The following is a 17,950-nucleotide window of genomic DNA, read 5'->3' as shown; positions in this document are numbered from 1 at the left end:
TTACTAAGATCGTCACTACAGATCTTCTTCAAGTACTTGCAGCTCAGCGTCGTTATCAATAACGCGCCCGCCGCGGGTTAATAATTGCAGTTCCGATTTCACCGACGTCGGACGCGGGATCTTATCGGAAATCTTCAGTGCCAGCGCATCTCTGGAGCGTCCGAGCTTAGCCCGGAACGTGGGGAGATCTTCGATCAGCACAGTAATGTGCTCCGGCATTTCCACCGGAATGATATCCCCGGCTTTAAATTCCATAATTTGACGCAGAGGCACGTCCACATCCAGCATATGCGTAGTTAATGCCACTTTTACGTCAAGGATTTCGTCACGCAGTGCCTTACTCCAGCGTAAATCGGTGTCTTCTTTATCAGATTGCACACCGGCATCGAGTAATTCACGAATAGGTTCCAGCATGGAATAGGGCAACGACACGTGGAAGTCACCACCGCCGCCGTCCAGTTCTATGTGGAAAGAACTGATAACCACCACTTCCGTGGGGCTGACAATGTTAGCCATGGCCGGGTTAACTTCAGAATCCAGATACTCAAAAGAGACATCCATGACCGGCGCCCAGGCTTCTTTGTAGTCTTCGAAAATAATTTTCAGCAACATCTGAATAATACGCCGTTCAGTAGGCGTAAATTCGCGACCTTCGATTTTCGCATGATAGCGGCCATCACCACCGAAGAAGTTATCCACCAGAATAAACACCAGCCGGGCTTCCATGGTGATGAGCCCCGTTCCTTTCAACGGACGGAAGCGCACCATGTTCAGACTCGTGGGTACAAACAGCGTGTGAATGTATTCGCCGAATTTGATCATCTGGATGCCGTTAATAGAGACTTCGGCAGACCGTCGCATCATGTTAAACAAGCTCACCCGCAAATGCCGGGCAAAACGCTCGTTAACAATTTCCAGCGTTGGCATACGGCCACGTACAATCCGGTCCTGCGAGGAGAAATCATATTCCAGCGCAGATCTGTCGGAGGGTGCGTCCGATACATCTTCTTCTTCGACATCATCGACACCGTGTAAGAGCGCGTCAATTTCGTCTTGTGATAATAAATCGCTCACTGTGATAACCCGTTATTGCATCACGAAACCTGTGAACAATACCTGTTCAACCACTTCTGACCCTGTATATTCCTTCATGGCCGACTGTACTTCTTCAAGGGCTTTTTCCCGCAATTCGATTTTACCTGCTTCTGTGACCAGATCATCGGCATTACTGCTACTGAATACCTGCAATAAACGCCCCTGGATAAGCGGAATATTCACTTTCGCAGTTTCTTCATTATCAGTGCCCCTGACCAGCAACTGAATTTTAATCTGTACCGTACGCTCACGGCCACTGCCCGGAATATGGAACAGTAAGGGTTGCGGTAAAGCAACATACAAGGCTGTTCCCACTTCCGCTGAACCTGATGCCGGAGCAGCTTCCGGTGCTTCGCCTTCACCTTCGGCGGCTGCGCCCTCTTCATCTTCAGCTAATGCTTCTGCTGCAGGCTCATCACCACCGGCAAACAGAAAGAAATAAGCGCCGGCACCGCCACCAATCAATACCACAGCAATAATGATGATCAACATCATCTTACTTTTCTTGCCGCCACCTTCTTCTTCGATTTGTAACTCTTCATCAGCCATTGCGCTTTCCCCGTTAACCATTTTGGCGAGTATTATGGTGAATTACAGACAATTGGCAATAACCATTGCGTATGTCTGCTCATGGTTAAGCATAGTCATCAATTCCGCCCTGTGCCTGGCGGGTAAGCGATTGTTCTGTTACTTGTGTGTCTTCGCCGGCTTCCTGTGCAAGCTGGCCATTTCCGCCCCCCTGCTGACTGCCTTCACCACCTTCACCGTTGCCGCCTTGTTGTTGCTGACTGACAAAAGATTCACCCAGATTAATTCCCTGCTCTGCCAGCATTTCACGCAGCCGTGGCTCGGCCTGAGCCAGAGCATCTCTGGCCTGCGCTGACTGTACGACAAAGTTTACCGTCGCTGCGTCACCGGATACATTCACCCGCACCTGCATGCTGCCCAATTCCGGCGGATCGAGGCGGATTTCCGCCATGGAATTTCTGGCATTGACCATCCAGCGTACTTTCTCAGCCAGTTGCTGCTGACCTTCCGGTTGATGAATATTCACCGGCTTGTCTGCATCAGCGACCTGTTGAGCGGCTGACCGTTCAGTCCGGGCCTGCTGAATATCAGCTACGGTAGTATCTGAGCCCGAATGAAGTGATGCCAGAGCTGTCACTGTGGTGCCCTGCGCCAGTTGCGAAGCGGTCCCCGTAATGGCAGTGAGTTGTCTCATTTCAGTTTGCAGCATGACCTCAAGGTTCTCCACCGGCGCCACCCCGGCTTCTTCTATGGCACCGGCAATCATCGCTTCCAGCGCTGATTGTTGTTCACTGCCGCTTTGCAACTGAGCCTGAAACTGCTTAACAGCGTCGATGACGCCTTGTTTTACCTCTGCTTTCTGACCTTCACTGGCGTTATCGGGTAACATAGCCACCACCTTATCAGCCAGGTTGTCTGTCACCAGTGTCTGTGATTCTTCTGATGATGACGCCAGCATTTTGGCAAACTCGCCGGCTGCACTTTGTGCGACAATACCCGCTTCAGCATTCGCAGATGCACTGTTGTTCAGTGTTTGCTGTTCTTTCCCGCTTTGTTGATTATCCGCACCGGATTCGCCGCTCATTTCTGCTTTCATCAGAGAAACCAGCAAGGCAGCTTCTGCTTCCAGTTCACTTTCAGTCAGTCCGGCATTTTCAGCATTCTCTGAGGCCGCTTTGTTCACACCTTTGCCTGACGCCTTATTCATAGCAGCAATCATGGCGGCAGCCAGCTTCATTGCCTCTTCATCTGAGATTTCTGCATCCCCGGCGGCAGCGCTTTCCTCTTCCTGTGCGGCAATCAGCGCTTTGGCGGCTTCGGTGAGGGCATCAGCAAGGGCCTGTAATGACTCACTGCCGTCAACTTCATTGCTTTCACCCGTTCCGGATTGCGTTTTTTGCGCCTCTTTCAAGCTGGCGATCAACGCTTCAAGCTCATCACTGCCGTTACCGGCAAACAGTTCTTCGCCGCTGATCAATGCGTCAAGGTGCAGTTCCTCCGGCAACGCTTCAACACTGGTAGCCAGAGTGACATCACCTTCTACCTGTGCACCGGTGTTAAGTTCACCTTCGTTCAGACGCCGCACGGCATCAACAAAAGACAGCCAGTCTGTGGCATCACCGGATTCGTCAGTGGCACTCTGCGTATCTGCAGAGGCGGTGCTTTCCACGTTTGTTTCTGACTCAGCCTCTGCTGCTACAGCGGCATTTGCGTCACCGTTTTCAGATGCATTACTTTTCTCAACGTCTGCCTTTTCTTTAGCAGATTGTTTTGCGGCAGTTTGCGCAGATTCAGTCACTTTGTGTTCGTCTGCCACATGGTTTTTATTCCGTTCCATGGGCTCACGGCTTGTTTGTGAATCACGGGAGGAGACACTGCGTTTACTGTCCGCGGATTTGGCGTCTGTAGTATTGTCAGGACGCAGGCTGGCAGAAGAGGATTTTCTTGCTTGCTCTGCCGGTGTGGCAGCGCGGTTAAACACATCAGCAAAGGCCTGTTGCTGTCCGTCAGACGTCGATACACCGGCGGATGTATCGATATCTATCGGCAAAGCGGCAATTTCTGAACGCTGAGTGGCAACTTGTTGCATCATAATCTTAATCCTCTTCCCGGAAACCCCGTATTTCTGTCAAAAAACAGTGGTATTTGCGGGTTAGTTACTTTCACGTTAACAACTACGCAAAACCTGTTCCAGATCGCCGGTTTCAGACTTTAAAGAAGAAATTAATTACAGCACCGCCGGATTTGTTCATACCGCAACAGGGGCACAGGCAGTTAGAATGGTGATTTAGTTAATTGATTTCTGTAGAATTTCTGAGAGGCATATTCATCAAGCATTTGCTGTTCGCGGCGGGCTTCAATACGCTGTGCTTCCTGTGCTTTTTTGTCGATGAGCATATCCACCGCTTTACGGCGCTTTTGCTGCTCCAGCCAGGCCCGTTTTCGCTGCTCAGCGACCAGTGATGCCTGAGAAATCACATTCATTTGCTGCTGACAGGCTTTGTCCAGCTTACCGACAAACGACAAATGCTGATGGTAAGCTTTCGCCGCCACGCCACCTTTGCCCGTTGCCTGTATTTGACGGACATAATCAAGACGGTACTGTTGCAAATTGCTGAGTTTTTGACGCTGTTGAGTAACGTGCTGTTGAGCAAGCTGAAACTGCTGCGCAGCTTTCTGCTCTTTTTCCAGTTCGAATTTTGCAACCAGTGCCAGCTGACTCATTGACGTTATCCTTTACCTAACCCGCCGGCCAGTGCCGACATGCCCTGCAGACACTCATCATAGGGCAAAACGTTTTTCATGCCTTGCTGCAGGAATGCATTAATAGCCGGTTCCGCACGGATAGCGAGATCAATACGGGGATCAGAGCCTTTCGCATAGGCACCGATAGAAATAAGGTCGCGATTTTGCTTATACGTGGAATACACCTGACGGATACGCCGCGCCTGCTGTAAATGCTCCTCACTGGTCACCATAGGCATCACCCGGCTGATAGACGCTTCAATATCAATTGCCGGATAATGGCCACTGTCTGCCAGCGTACGTGACAACACCACGTGACCGTCAAGAATAGCCCTTGCCGCATCGGCAATGGGGTCCTGTAAATCGTCGCCTTCGGTTAAAACTGTATAGAAAGCAGTGATCGAGCCCTGACCGGCACTGCCATTACCGGCACGCTCAACCAGTGCCGGTAAGCGTGCAAACACAGAGGGCGGATAGCCTTTAGTTGCCGGGGGTTCGCCTACTGCGAGCGCGATTTCCCGTTGCGCCATGGCATAACGGGTCAGAGAATCAATCAGCAGCAATACGTTCATGCCCTGGTCGCGAAAATACTCAGCAATCGTCACGGCTGTTTCACAGCCTTTCAGGCGCATTAACGGTGAGGTGTCTGCCGGTGCAGCCACAACCACGGCGCGCTGACGTTCCTCTTCAGTAAGGATATCGTGGATAAACTCTTTAACCTCACGGCCCCGTTCTCCCACAAGACCCACGACCACCACATCAGCTTCACAACCACGGGTCATCATGCCCAGCAACACCGATTTACCCACACCGGATCCGGCAAACAGCCCCATCCGCTGGCCTACGCCTACTGTGTTCAATGCGTTAATTGCGCGTACGCCCACATCCATAGGTTCAGAGATGGGCCGGCGTGTCAGCGGGTTGATAGGCGGCTTGGTAGTAGGTACGCGGGTGTCAGTTATTACCGGTCCTAATCCGTCAAGAGGCTGACCATTACCGTCGACCACACGACCAAGCAGACCCATACCCACAGCCAGACCACTTTCACGGTTTAGCGGCAACACCCTCGAACCGGGTACAATCCCGCGCACCGCTTCAGTGGGCATCAGATAGGTAATATCGTCGCCGAAACCGACGACTTCAGCTTCGATTTCCCCTTCGATGGTCTGCACCATACACTGACTGCCAACAGGCAGCTGACAGCCGACGGCTTCAAGAGTGAGACCGATACCACGAACCAGTTTTCCGGCGGCAACCACGGGTGGCTGGGGGATCTGGTCGACTAGATCTTCAAAATAACTGCCCCAGGGACTAGTCATCTGAAAGCCCCCGGTCGAGGAGGAATTTGTTAAGTATGTCTTTGCAGCGGCGTTCTACAGACACATCAACAGCATTCTGTTGGGTGGTAATATCGCAGCCGCCACGGGACATTGCCGGAGATTCAATAAACTGCCAGCCTTTCTGCTCTACCGTGTCTTTTCCGTAATGCTCTGTGACCAGCTGTATGTCGTCGGGGTGCATGGTGATGTGATAACGGGTTTCGTTCACCGGCAGGGCTTTTAATCCTTCTGCCAGCGCCTGCAGAATAGCGTCTTCACCGGTTTTCACTTCGGTGCGGATCACTGCCCTTGCCAGTGATACAGCCAGCCTGACCAGTTGTTTGCGGGTATCATCATTTACCTGCGATAACGGCGCAGTGAGATTATCTGCCAGAGATGTCCAGTTTGCAGCCAGTGCATCTATTTCAGCCTGAGCGGCCTCCAGACCTTCGACTTTGCCGGCCTCCAGACCTTCACCATGGCCCTGCACTTTGCCTTCGGTATATCCCTGCGCTTTGCCTTCTTCAAAGCCGGTCTGCTTGCCTTCGTTGTAGCCTTCATCATGGGCTGACTGACGGATGGCTTCAATTTCTTCGGCAGTAGGAGGCAGGATCTCTTCTTCTTCCGGCTCCGGAGGTTCATATTTCCAGTCACTGCGACGATTCAGCGCATTGGTGCGTTGTAAATCCTGCGTTGATTTTTCGTCAGACAAAAACGGTAAATCCCAGGATTTAGCCTCGTTAAATTCGTCATCTGGTGTTGAATTATCATTCATACAATCTGGCACCCGTTAACTGCACAAGCACTTATCACAGGAATTCTTCACCGCCGCCGCCGCCCAGCATAATTTCACCGGAGTCAGCCAGACGTCTGGCAACAGACAGAATTTCTTTTTGCGCAGTTTCCACTTCAGACAAGCGGACCGGCCCCAGTGCTTCGAGATCATCCAGCAGCATTTCAGCAGCACGTTTGGACATGTTACCGGTGATTTTGTTTTTAAGCTCTTCGTCAGCACCTTTAATCGCTTTGAGCAGTGAATCCTGATTAACCTCGCGGAGGATGGCCTGAATACCTCTCTCATCCACATCAATCAGGTTATCGAAGACGAACATCAGATCCTGGATCTGCTGGCTCATTTCCTCATCCTGCTCACGGATAGCATCCATCAACTGACCTTCAATGGAGGTATCGAGGTAGTTCATGATATCGGCAGCAGACTTCAGGCCGCCCATTTTCGCTGCCTGAGTACCAGCCTGACCGGCAAACTGTTTCTCCATGATCTCGTTCAGCTCCTGCAGTGCCGCCGGCTGCACTTCTTCCAGATTGGCGATACGCATTAACAAATCGAGACGCACTTTTTCCGGGAACTGAGACAAAATCTCGGCACTTTGCTCCGGCTCAAGGTAAGACAATACAATAGTCTGGATCTGGGGGTGCTCGTTCCGGATGATGCTGGCAACCTGTTTGGAGTCCATCCATTTGAGAGAGTCGAGGCCTTTTGCACCACTGCCCATGAGGATTTGGTCAATCAGGTTTGCCGCTTTATCTTCACCTAATGCCGCAGTCAGCGCCCGTTTCACGAAGTCCTGGCTCTGGAATCCGATGGTACTGTAATTCTGAATTTCTTCGATGAAATGCTTATGCACCGCCGTAATTTTCGGCTGTGTCATGTCTTCAATTTTTGCCATCTCACCACCGAGCTTCTGCACTTGCTTCGGCTCCAGGTGTTTTAAAATTTGCGCGGCATCTTCTTCCGATAAGCTCAGTAACAGGATGGCAGCTTTCTCCACCCCTTCTAATTTACTGATATCGTAACTTTGTTCGCTTTGAGCCATTTCATCAGGCATTACGTTGAACCTTAATCATCCAGTGTCAACCAGCCCTTAACAACCTGTGCAGACAGCTCCGGCTCATTGGCCACCAGCGCACGCACGGCTTTAAGAACATCTTCATCTTTATGCAGATCCGGCAGCATCAGTGAGCCGTCCGGCGCGAAGCCAACCTGTGCTTCGTCGAAATCCTGACTCAGCATGCTGATGGTGTCATCACCCAGGTCGAGACTTTCATCTGCATCAAACTCGTCGGTGTCTTTCGATTCTTCAGGATTGATAAGACGACGTAACATGGGTCTTATCACGAAGATAATCAATACAATGATGATCAACCCACCCACTACCAGTTTAAGTATAGGTAAGATTTCCGGTCGTTCCCAGAAAGGCACTTCTTCAACACCTTCTGCATCCATCCGCGTGAACGGTACACTGACGACTTCCAGAGAATCCCCGCGGGCGACGTCGAATCCTATACCACCCTGCAGCAGACGGCGGATATTCAGCAGTTGCTCCTGACTTTTCGGTGCGGTAGTGACACTGCCGTCTTCAGCAACGGTACGATCGTGATCCACCGCCACAGACACGCTGAGACGTCTGATCACACCGGTTTGCTTTTTGGTATGGCTGATGGTGGTATCCAGCTCATAGTTTTTCGTGGACTCGCGGTTGCTGCGTCCGGGAACCGGCGCTGACTGACCATCCTGTCCGACGGCGTTTTCAGGAATATTGGACTCCAGCGGCGGCTGGTTACTCAGCGCGCCCGGGATACCGCCGGCGATAGAGCCAACGGAATTTGATTCTACGGTCATTTCACTGCGAACAGCTGGAAGATCCGGATTGTATGTACGCTGGGTTTGTTCCATGGCCGTAAAGTCCATGGAGATATCAGCCTGAGCTGTATAATTACCAATTCCGAGAACAGGGATCAGAATGGCGTCAATTTTCTCCAGATATTCCTGTTCACGCTGGCGCTCGATTTCATATTCTTTCCGCGCTCTTGCGCTCATGGAACCCTGCGAACCGGAATTCAGCAGACGCCCATTGCTGTCTGTAACGGTAACCCGTGACGGCTCCATGCCCTGTACAGCGGAAGCGACGATATCCACCACCGCATCCACTTCTTCACCGGCAATCACTTTGCCACGTTTTGCCGTGAGCACAACAGTAGCACTGGCTTTCTTTTCCCGGCGGGCAAACACGTTTTCTTTTGGCATAGCCAGTAAAACACGGGCTTTCTGAATGCTTGCCATGTCTTCGATTGTAGCTGCAATCTGTTGTTCACGGGCGTGTTTAAGACGCTCCATCTCAACCCGTTGTGATACACCGAACCCCATGTCCTGCATGATGATATCGGTGCCGGCATCTCCTGCACGGGTAAGTCCCTGACGGGTCATTCCCAGGCGCACATCCTGAAACTCGTCGCTGCGCACATATATAGTATTACCTTCCAGCTTGTATTCGATTTGACTGGCATCCAGGTAATCCAGTGTTTCGATAAGCTCTTCGGTTTCCATTTTCGCCAGCGGCCGGAAATCCGGCTCCTGTGCCCACAATAAAATGAAAATGGCGATGGCCACACAAATCACCAGTACAACGACCAGTGCCATCTGGCGCACCATGTCGGCACTGCCCAGCGTGTCCATGAATCCGGATTTATTCTCCGCGTCTGAACCGCCGGTTTCGCCGGTTGAGTCGCTGACTGTCAGGTTAGTACCTGTTGCTTCGGCCATGACGTACTACTCCACTACACCGGCATGTTCATGATGGTTTTATAAGCTTCCAGCACCTTGTTGCGTACCTGTACGGTCGCTTCAAAGGCAATGCCTGCCTTTTCTTTGGTCAGCATGACTTCGGCAAGACTTAATGACGGGTCGCCCATCTCAAAGCGTTGTTGCATTGATTTTGATTCCATCTGCATGTTGTTCACACCTTCAACGGCCTGTTTCAACATGGCTGAAAAATCGCTGGCAGAGGCATTTTTTACTTCGAGTGCCTGTTCGGGCATCTCTGTAGCCTGCAGACGAGTCTGGCCGATCATTGATTGCATCTCCTGATACAAACTGTTGGCTTTAACGTCCATACCCCACTCCTCATTATATTGCTTATCGTCAGAAAGCTGTCTGACACTGGTTCTTAAACAGACAACAGCAAAAGCAATACCAACTTTTATTTTTCAATTTAATCAGCAAGTTAGAAAGAATGCCAAATTAATGACACAGGCAAGAGAGAAAAACGAAAAAAGCCACGGCGGCTGCCGTGGCAAGAGGCTTTAGTGTGAAACACACACTTGCAATGAATACATTGATGTAATATTAATCAGGCAGGAACGTCGATACCTTCTTCCCGCATTCTGGCCAGTTTATAGCGCAGGGTACGGGGACTGATACCAAGCTTTTCAGCCACTTCTTTACGTTTCCCTTTACACAACTGCAGGGTATCAAGGATTATCTGATGTTCCTGATGACGAAGCTCAGAACCGAGCTTACTGTCGTCGGTTACCACTTCATCAGCCTGAATACTGTGGCTTGCCAGTGTAGCGGCCATATCAATCATCAGATCAGAGGATTCGATAACTTCACCGTCACACAGGATTAAAGCGCGCTGGATAACATTTTCCAGTTCCCGCACATTGCCCGGCCAGTCATATTGAACCAGCTTGTTTCTGGCGGCACCGGACAAACGCAGCGTACTTTCACGCTGACCGCCGGTATGACGCTGGATCAGGTGTTCGGCCAGCGGAACAATATCACCCGGCCTTTTCGCCAGCGGCAACCAGACTACCGGAAAGACATTCAGGCGATAATATAAATCTTCGCGGAACTCCCCCGCCTCTACAGCCTGACGCAAATCACGGTTACTGGTGGCAATGACCCGAACATCCAGTGCAATAGTTTTGCGTCCGCCCAGGCGCTCGACCTCTTTTTCCTGTAATACACGCAGTAATTTCGCCTGCAGAGCCAGGTCCATTTCGGTAATTTCATCCAGCAGAATAGTGCCGTTCTGCGCCTGCTCAAATTTGCCGGGACATGCCTGAACCGCACCGGTAAAGGCACCTTTTTCATAACCAAACAATGTGGCTTCCAGCATATTTTCAGGAATGGCTGCGCAGTTGATTGCCACGAACGCTTCTGCAGCGCGGGATGACTGATCGTGGATATAACGAGACAGTACTTCTTTACCGGAACCGCTTGGCCCCAGTACCATTACCGTGGCATCAGAACCGGCAACCTTGCGGGACAACTCCAGCAATCTGAGACTGCCGGGATCTGCCGCAATGGGCGTACGGGACTCAATTTTATGTGCCGGCGCATAGCGGCTGACCAGATTCAGCAGTACCTCAGGAGCAAACGGCTTGGACAGATAATCTGTCGCTCCGTCACGCATGGCCTGAACCGCATCATCAATGGTGGCATACGCCGTCATCAGCAATACCGGTAACTGGGGATAACGGGCTTTAATATTCTTCAGCAGGGTCAGACCGTTCATGTCACCCATCTGAATGTCACTGACCACCAGATCGACTTTCTCCGCAGCCAGCTGAATCAGTGCATTTTCTGCAGAAGCCGCAGCAATAACCCGGTAATCAGCCAATTTCAGCGTGTCATTTAATGCTTCACGCAACCCCGCGTCGTCTTCAACAATCAAAATAGTAGAGTGGCTCATACAAGGTCTCCTGTATTCTCAGGGGATAAAGTGGTTCGGGTAACAGGCAGCGTCACGGTGAAGCATGCTCCCTGTCCTTCTAAATTAGTCACACCAAGCCGGCCTTTGTGTGCATTCACAACAGATTTCACTACAGCGAGTCCCAGGCCCGTGCCGTGTGTTTTGGTAGTGAAAAACGGTTCAAAAATTTTCTGGCGCACAGCTGCCGGAACCCCCGGCCCCTCATCAATAACGGACACAGCAATGTGTTCCCCGCTGCAAACAGCATTAACGTAGACCGTCCCGCCTGCTTCACTGACCTGACAGGCATTATGTATAAGATTAAGTAACGCTCCCTGCAGGGCTATAAGATTGCCGGTAAGTGTGGCGTCAGTGCTGAAACCGCTGACAGATAAATTCACGCCGGCCTGACGGGTCATGGTTTCTGCAACAGGAACAATGGCATCTTCAAGTTGTGCAGGTGTCAGTACAGACACGACCTGATCTTCCCCGGATTTGGCAAACAACAGCATATCGTTTACCTGGCTCTCCAGTTCTTTCAGACGATCGGTAAGTTTACCGGCAAAATCGGCTGTGGCCGCTTCGCCGAGGCCTTTGCGTTTCATATTAGCGGCGTACAACATCGCAGCAGAAAGCGGCGTGCGGATTTGATGCGCCAGTGACGCCACCATTTTGCCCAGCGCTGATAAGCGCTGCATGTGGCTGACTCTGGCCTGCAATTGCCGGGTTTCGGTAAGATCGGTCAGAACAATAAGCTGGCCCGGCTCGTTATCAAGAGGGGTAATGGATAGCTTTACCCGGCGGCCGTCAATTAATGACACTTCATGGCCGTCGTCCGCACGGGGTTTAAATGAACGGGCAATGATGGTTCGCCAGAGCTGGCCCTCGAGGGGTTCACCTAACAGTGACTTAGCCTGACCGTTCGCCTGACGCACAATCCCCTGCCCGTCAATAACGATAACGCCGGCAGGCATGACCTGCAATAAATGAGATAAACGACTGGCCTGCTTTTTAAGCACATCAATATCATCACTACTGCTTTCCGCCTGTGCAGAATGCGCGTAATGATAGTCAGATAAATGTACGGATGCTTCGCCGGCAGCGGCTGCGTAGCTATGCCCATCGTATGTCATGATAACCCTCGTCAAAAAGCAGACATTACGTCCTGACTGGGTTAATGCATTTGATGTGCCAGTATTATTTTACATTTAAAACAGTAGGTTAAAGAGGTTTTGTAAAGAAGGTTAAAGTCAATTATCTGACGATACCGACTCCTCGCGCTGAATTTCATACTTGCGCATCTTTTCAACCAGAGTGGTTCTGCGCATACCCAGTTTATCAGCAGCGCGGGCAACAACCCAGTCCTGCTGATCCAGAGCCTGTATGATCAGATTAATTTCCAGCTCCGACAGATACTCTTTAAGATTTACGCCCTCTTCCGGTAGCTGGGAAGACTCCGCGCCTTCTTCACGGGGGACAGCATAAGCCGAATCTTCAACCGGTGAACGTAAATCTTCTGAAGCAGCTGACTCGGCGAACAATTCATTGAATGCATCGCGTTCCAGCAACTCTTCCGGATAGTCCGGCTCGTAAGCCTGAATTTCGCCGTACTGATACTTAGGCGGCAAGTCCTGAATATCAACGATTTGATTAGGGAACAGTATACTCAGCCGCTCTACCAGATTAGACAGCTCACGGACATTACCCGCCCAGTCATGTTCCATTAAAGAGGAAATAGCCATTTCGGTGAATTTAACCACCGATACGCCGTCACCCTGAATACGGCTGATCAATTCCTGCAGCAATAACGGGATGTCTTCGCGGCGTTCACGAAGTGCAGGACTGTCGATGGGAAACACGTTCAGGCGATAATAGAGATCCTCACGGAACTTATCGTCTTTAATCATGTTTTCCAGGTTACGGTGGGTGGCAGCAACAATACGAACATTGGCTTTTATCGGTGTATGACCACCAACACGCTCAAATGTCCGTTCCTGCAATACCCGCAGTAATTTAACCTGCATTTGCAGCGGCATGTCACCTATTTCGTCAAGAAACAGTGTCCCGCCTTCTGCCAGTTCAAAGCGTCCTTTCCGTGCACTGATTGCACCGGTAAATGCGCCTTTCTCGTGGCCGAATAATTCACTTTCTAACAGTTCACCGGGTATGGCACCACAGTTAACCGGAATAAACGGGCCTTCTTTACGCTCAGACATAAAGTGAACGTTACGGGCGATAACCTCTTTACCGGTACCGGACTCACCCAGAATCAGCACGGTGGCATCGGTCGGGGCAACCTGCTCTACCAGTTTACGTACAGTCTGAATTTGCTGGCTGCGACCAACAAGGCTACGGAAAAGACGGGTTTTCAGGCCAGCGGTTTTTACCGGGCCCGGACGGTGACGGGTATATTCCTGGCAACGATGAATTGCCTGAGTCAGTACCGGGTAAGTAATAGGAAGTGTAGCGGTGCTGACCAGATTGCAATTCGGTGCAATAAGGCCATCCTGCGCCTGAATAGCGACAAACGGGATGTGGGGAAACTGCGCCACCAGGTTTTGAACCTGGTCAGCTCTGGCGTAATCAATCATGACCGCTTCAACGGTATGGGTATTCAGATAGCCGTAGCTATCCGCAAAAGATTGCCCGTAGCAAGCTTCCCCCATGAACGTGATAACGGTTTCTAATTTTTGAATGAGTTCGCCGTCATCACTAACGAGCAGAATTTCCTTCATCTATTCCCCGAGAACGCATTTTTATTATTTACAGTTTAGCGCATCTGCATGATTGTAGCGGTAAAAGATCAGTTCGCAAACACTGATTCTTGTTCCTGAAGCAAAAAAAGCAGGTTTAACCTGCCTTTTTGATTAAAACGTAATCACACCCGTTCTAGTTTAACAATGCCAGAACCTGTCCTTGCTGTTGGTTCGCCTGTGCCTGCACAGAAGTAGCAGCCTGACCCAGTACGCTGTTAGAAATATTTTCTGATACCGCCTGCGCATAGTCCAGATCCTGAATACGGCTGCGGGCTGCAGACACATTCACATCAGCTTCACTGAGGTTTCTTGCCGTACTGGCCAGTGCGTTCTGTGTCGCACCGAGATCTGCGCGGAATCCGCCCACTGACTCAACGGCTTCATCAGCCGCCTGCAACGCAGCATCCAAATCGCCGGAAGTGATATCAATATTCAAAATACCGGACAGATTGCCGGCAACATCAGAAGTGCGTACGCCCACGGACTGATCAGGATTTGCCCCGACCTGAAAATTAATTTCCCCTTCAGCACTCAGCAGAGGCTTACCGCCAAAGGTCGTCTGATCGATTGTTTGCGAGATATTATCCTGCAACTGGGTAATTTCAGACTGTATCGCCTGACGATCGGCATCATTCAGTACACCGCTGCCGGCCTGCAAGGTGAGTTCGCGGATACGGTTAACATCGTCATTAATGCCGGACAAGCCACTTTCCGCAACCTGCGCCAGCGAAATACCGTCATAGGCATTATTGATTGCCTGCCGGTTGCCTTCTACCTGAGAAGTAAGACGGTCGATGATTTGCTGCGCAGCCGCACCGTCGGCAGCACTGTTAATGCGTTTGCCCGACGCCAGTTTCTCCATCAGGCTGGTTTGTTTTTCCTGCACCTGCTGAAGTAATGATGTTGTCGATGACGAATTGCTGTTGAAATTGATCATACACGCCTCCTCTCTGCATTAGAGCATAGCACAAAAAGTAATTCTCCGCTCAGAGTGACATCTTAGGTATATAGAACAATAATCAGTGAGTATTTCTCATACCATTTCAGGCAGGACTAAATACTGCACGGATACCATACCCACGTTTATTCTCTGCAAAATCTTCTGGTTGAATTTCAATGCCAGCTTGTCTTTGCATTATAGAAATTCCGTATGATTCTACCGCCCGGCACTTCAGGCGGCTGTTCTCAGACAGTTTAACCAGCGATTCAGGTGTAAAAAAGTGAATATGCGGAATGTCACGTTCCGGTACATCCCAATAATCATATTGAGTATTAGGTACATCGATGACCAACAGACCGTCAGGCTTAAGCTTTTCACGGATGGCAGTTAATACAGCCGGAACATCAAGGACATGCTCCAGCCAGTGACTGGCGATAATTAAGTCGAACTTCTCATCGCCGGAAAAAGGAAAATAACCGGCGATCTTCTCAAGGCCCAGAGACTCATAATGGGAATCCCACTGAGCGCCTGCTTCACATATACACGTCCTGATGTCTTCGTTTATCGTCTTGAGACATTGACTGGCAAATGCTTCACCTGCACCAATTTCTAAAGTCTGAAACACATTGTTCGCGGACTTAAATCGCATTGCCATCTCAATCTGATGTTCCGAGCGTAGCTGATGATTTCTCGATACAACACCTTCACGGGCCTGATCAACTCTGACTTCACGCTGTTTCCAGAACAGCGCTTTATAATAGCTTTCCAACTCTTCTCCGGACGGAGGTGATAACATTTTTCCGTATCCGCAACTGCTACAGACGGCAATGCATCCTTTAAACAGGTAACCCGGAAAGTCATGATATTTCTTAACATTTGCAGCCATATTTCCGGTATTTACTGAAACATCATGGTGATCGTAGAGTTTTAGAAATCTCTCTTTTGCCGAACAGGCATCGCATCGAAATTCTTCACCTGTCTCAATGTAATAGTTTTCTGCCATAACTAATCTGCAACCTGTTAAATAATGTTCCGTAAAAAATTCAGTTCTCTTGCTGCTGCGCTTTTTAATTTTTCATGGTCTGTCGTATTGATTCTTTTCCGGTTAGAGGCATTTAATCCTCGTGGCAATTGTTCAACGGGCACATGCTCTGCTTGTAACCACTTCAACAAACCGTCATCTTCGCCTTTCAATTCGCCGCAAAACGACAGCTTACCGATAGCAATTTTCGCATTAACCTCATCCAAATCCGGCGAAAATGTACTTATCTGACCATCACGTAGTGAATCTGGAATTTTATCCAGCCAACCGGCCAATTCTGATGTATCCCAGTACCGCCAGTACTCATTATATTTAGGCAAAATTCTGAGATTGTATCCTGTAACTGCACTATCCAAAGATTGAAAGAACATCGAATGTAATCGTTCAACAGGATTACGAAACAAGGTAAAGCCGGAATATCTTTCCCGATCGACAGGAAATACATCAACCCCCATATGCTTTGTACTCAGGTAAGGAAAGTAGTTACTTAGTTCCCTGATGCAGAGCCCTGCCAGTCCGGCGTGGATATAACCGGGAGTTATCACGTTATGTTGCGGGCCATAGAAATAGGTTCCCAGCATTTGATTAACCGATGTTCCGGCGCATTTGGGAATGTGGTAAAACACCAGAGTTTTATCACGTTGATGCCTGACTGAAGGTAAAACATAGGGCTTCACATATTCATCATAGACTTCGTTATCAGCAGACTTACCCATTTGCAACGCCAGAGTTAGCCGGGCTTTTACCTGGTCCGCCGACACCGGCATCTTTTTAACTTTTTGGTGCATCTCTTCAACAAGATTACCTAAAAAGCCCTTGCTGACTAAAAACAGCAAATTAGTAAGCGCAAGACTCCGGGTTTCCTCAACATCGAGCAAATCCATTAATGTACGTCCACCAGCTTCAATATCATCATTCAGCACTTCCAGAATGCCCCGGCTCAACGAAGGTAAAGGACAGGGGTAATCAGATGAGTCTAAGGAATATGGTTCAGAGCGCTGACCACTATTGAAAAGCGTTTTGGCAATGGCAAATCCATCATCATTTGAAGGTACTGACATCCTAGTATCGCCGCCCCATCTTGATGTGGTCACTGTAGTTCGCAACTATTACCCGCCTCGAAGCGCCATCGACCTGAGGGTAACCTCTGTGAATTCCGGTTTGATTACTGATGATTATCGTACCGCGGGGTGCAATGAAACGAATATAAGGTAAGTATTCACTGCTAAGCATATCGCGGGGACGAATGCCGCTTTTTTCGGTTTGCCGGAGCTCCAGACGATGTAAGTAAGGTAAACGATGACTGCCGGGTATATAGCAATACGGCCCCTCGTCTTTTGAGGTTACATCAGTCAAATAGACGAAAACCTTATAAGTCCCGAAAATATTATCAATATGGAATCCACGCGTATCTGTGACAGATTCATTCTCATACATTTGCACATTCGAAAAAGTGAATGACGAAATGGATCTAATCACCTGATAAGCCAGTCCACTTGTAAACAGTTCATATAGCTGTCTGAAACCATCGTCGGCTTTAAGTGGAGTAATACTTTGGATGTTAAACATATCCATCATGCCGGTATCACTACCTGCATTGCCGCGGATATTTACAATTGGCTTGCTGTAATCAAGGAGTTCATTGAAAGTCCGGGCAAGGCTAAGGTTTCTTTGCCATGCGAGTTCACCCAAGTCTCCTGAATCCTTGTCTCCGGCTCCTTTGACCGACGCATATATGTCAGAGAACAATTTGTCGACTTTATGATTGAGGACGTCGAAGCTTGCACTGTCTACCGCATTGTTCAGACAGACAACACCAAATTTCTGAAGACAGGAAGCAATATCTTCAGCCTTTGTGGTTTGCACATCAAAAGTCAGCGCTGATTGACTAACATTTGCAATTCCATGTTTTAATGTGACATCTGCAACTTTTTTTAAAAAGTCGTCCCGGGTGTTCAGTGAACGGGCAAAACGTTTAACGCTGGGGTGACTACCGGCAAAAAATGAGTCCATTTTACCTCCGTTACTCA

Annotated in this window: 16 protein-coding genes; all 16 read right to left on the bottom strand. The window is 49.6% G+C overall.

The window, feature by feature from the left end; genetic code table 11:
- Nucleotides 1-15 precede the first annotated feature (15 nt).
- Complete coding sequence (gene fliM / locus ACXAGC_RS12490; RefSeq protein ID WP_474844666.1) at nucleotides 16-1,074, bottom strand: flagellar motor switch protein FliM; 1,059 nt, start codon at nucleotides 1,072-1,074, stop codon at nucleotides 16-18.
- Nucleotides 1,075-1,086: 12 nt separating this feature from the next.
- Nucleotides 1,087-1,644, bottom strand: coding sequence for a flagellar basal body-associated protein FliL (fliL, locus tag ACXAGC_RS12485; protein ID WP_474844665.1), 558 nt, complete (start codon nucleotides 1,642-1,644; stop codon nucleotides 1,087-1,089).
- A gap of 85 nt (nucleotides 1,645-1,729) precedes the next feature.
- Entirely contained in the window at nucleotides 1,730-3,715 is a 1,986-nt protein-coding gene (locus tag ACXAGC_RS12480; protein ID WP_474844664.1) for a flagellar hook-length control protein FliK, read from the bottom strand.
- 182 nt (nucleotides 3,716-3,897) lie between these two features.
- Nucleotides 3,898-4,347 carry a flagellar export protein FliJ gene (gene fliJ, locus ACXAGC_RS12475; RefSeq protein WP_303574370.1) on the bottom strand — a complete coding sequence of 150 codons (450 nt, stop codon included), beginning with the start codon at nucleotides 4,345-4,347 and terminating at the stop codon, nucleotides 3,898-3,900.
- Nucleotides 4,348-4,352: 5 nt separating this feature from the next.
- The gene (gene fliI, locus ACXAGC_RS12470; RefSeq protein ID WP_474844663.1) at nucleotides 4,353-5,687 is read right to left on the bottom strand and encodes a flagellar protein export ATPase FliI; all 1,335 of its coding nucleotides are present in this window, start codon (nucleotides 5,685-5,687) and stop codon (nucleotides 4,353-4,355) included.
- On the bottom strand, nucleotides 5,680-6,462 hold the full coding sequence (gene fliH / locus ACXAGC_RS12465; RefSeq protein ID WP_474844662.1) for a flagellar assembly protein FliH: 783 nt from the start codon (nucleotides 6,460-6,462) through the stop codon (nucleotides 5,680-5,682). Before fliH ends, fliI begins: the two co-directional genes overlap by 8 nt.
- Nucleotides 6,463-6,496: 34 nt before the next feature.
- A complete protein-coding gene (fliG, locus tag ACXAGC_RS12460; RefSeq protein ID WP_119500565.1) occupies nucleotides 6,497-7,534 on the bottom strand; it encodes a flagellar motor switch protein FliG in 1,038 nt (345 codons plus the stop codon).
- Nucleotides 7,535-7,545: 11 nt separating this feature from the next.
- Entirely contained in the window at nucleotides 7,546-9,249 is a 1,704-nt protein-coding gene (gene fliF, locus ACXAGC_RS12455; RefSeq protein ID WP_474844661.1) for a flagellar basal-body MS-ring/collar protein FliF, read from the bottom strand.
- A gap of 14 nt (nucleotides 9,250-9,263) precedes the next feature.
- On the bottom strand, nucleotides 9,264-9,599 hold the full coding sequence (gene fliE / locus ACXAGC_RS12450) for a flagellar hook-basal body complex protein FliE (protein ID WP_119500563.1): 336 nt from the start codon (nucleotides 9,597-9,599) through the stop codon (nucleotides 9,264-9,266).
- A 236-nt stretch (nucleotides 9,600-9,835) separates the two neighbouring features.
- Complete coding sequence (locus ACXAGC_RS12445; RefSeq protein ID WP_119500562.1) at nucleotides 9,836-11,182, bottom strand: sigma-54-dependent transcriptional regulator; 1,347 nt, start codon at nucleotides 11,180-11,182, stop codon at nucleotides 9,836-9,838.
- The gene (locus ACXAGC_RS12440) at nucleotides 11,179-12,315 is read right to left on the bottom strand and encodes a sensor histidine kinase (protein WP_474844660.1); all 1,137 of its coding nucleotides are present in this window, start codon (nucleotides 12,313-12,315) and stop codon (nucleotides 11,179-11,181) included. The genes ACXAGC_RS12445 and ACXAGC_RS12440 overlap by 4 nt, the downstream gene beginning before the upstream one ends.
- Nucleotides 12,316-12,432: 117 nt before the next feature.
- Nucleotides 12,433-13,917: a sigma-54 dependent transcriptional regulator gene (locus ACXAGC_RS12435; RefSeq protein ID WP_474844659.1), complete on the bottom strand. Its 1,485-nt coding sequence runs from the start codon at nucleotides 13,915-13,917 to the stop codon at nucleotides 12,433-12,435.
- Nucleotides 13,918-14,071: 154 nt separating this feature from the next.
- Nucleotides 14,072-14,875, bottom strand: coding sequence for a flagellin N-terminal helical domain-containing protein (locus tag ACXAGC_RS12430; protein WP_119500559.1), 804 nt, complete (start codon nucleotides 14,873-14,875; stop codon nucleotides 14,072-14,074).
- A gap of 106 nt (nucleotides 14,876-14,981) precedes the next feature.
- Complete coding sequence (locus ACXAGC_RS12425; RefSeq protein ID WP_474844658.1) at nucleotides 14,982-15,674, bottom strand: class I SAM-dependent methyltransferase; 693 nt, start codon at nucleotides 15,672-15,674, stop codon at nucleotides 14,982-14,984.
- Nucleotides 15,675-15,898: 224 nt separating this feature from the next.
- Nucleotides 15,899-16,981, bottom strand: a complete 1,083-nt coding sequence (locus tag ACXAGC_RS12420; protein WP_474844657.1) for a hypothetical protein — start codon at nucleotides 16,979-16,981, stop codon at nucleotides 15,899-15,901.
- A gap of 1 nt (nucleotide 16,982) precedes the next feature.
- Nucleotides 16,983-17,933, bottom strand: coding sequence for a phytanoyl-CoA dioxygenase family protein (locus ACXAGC_RS12415; protein WP_474844656.1), 951 nt, complete (start codon nucleotides 17,931-17,933; stop codon nucleotides 16,983-16,985).
- Nucleotides 17,934-17,950: the final 17 nt, after the last annotated feature.

Source organism: Alteromonas sp. AWJ4_197 (genome assembly GCF_056160285.1).
Note: the sequence above shows the minus strand (reverse complement) of the source record. Positions and strands in the feature narration are given on the sequence as shown.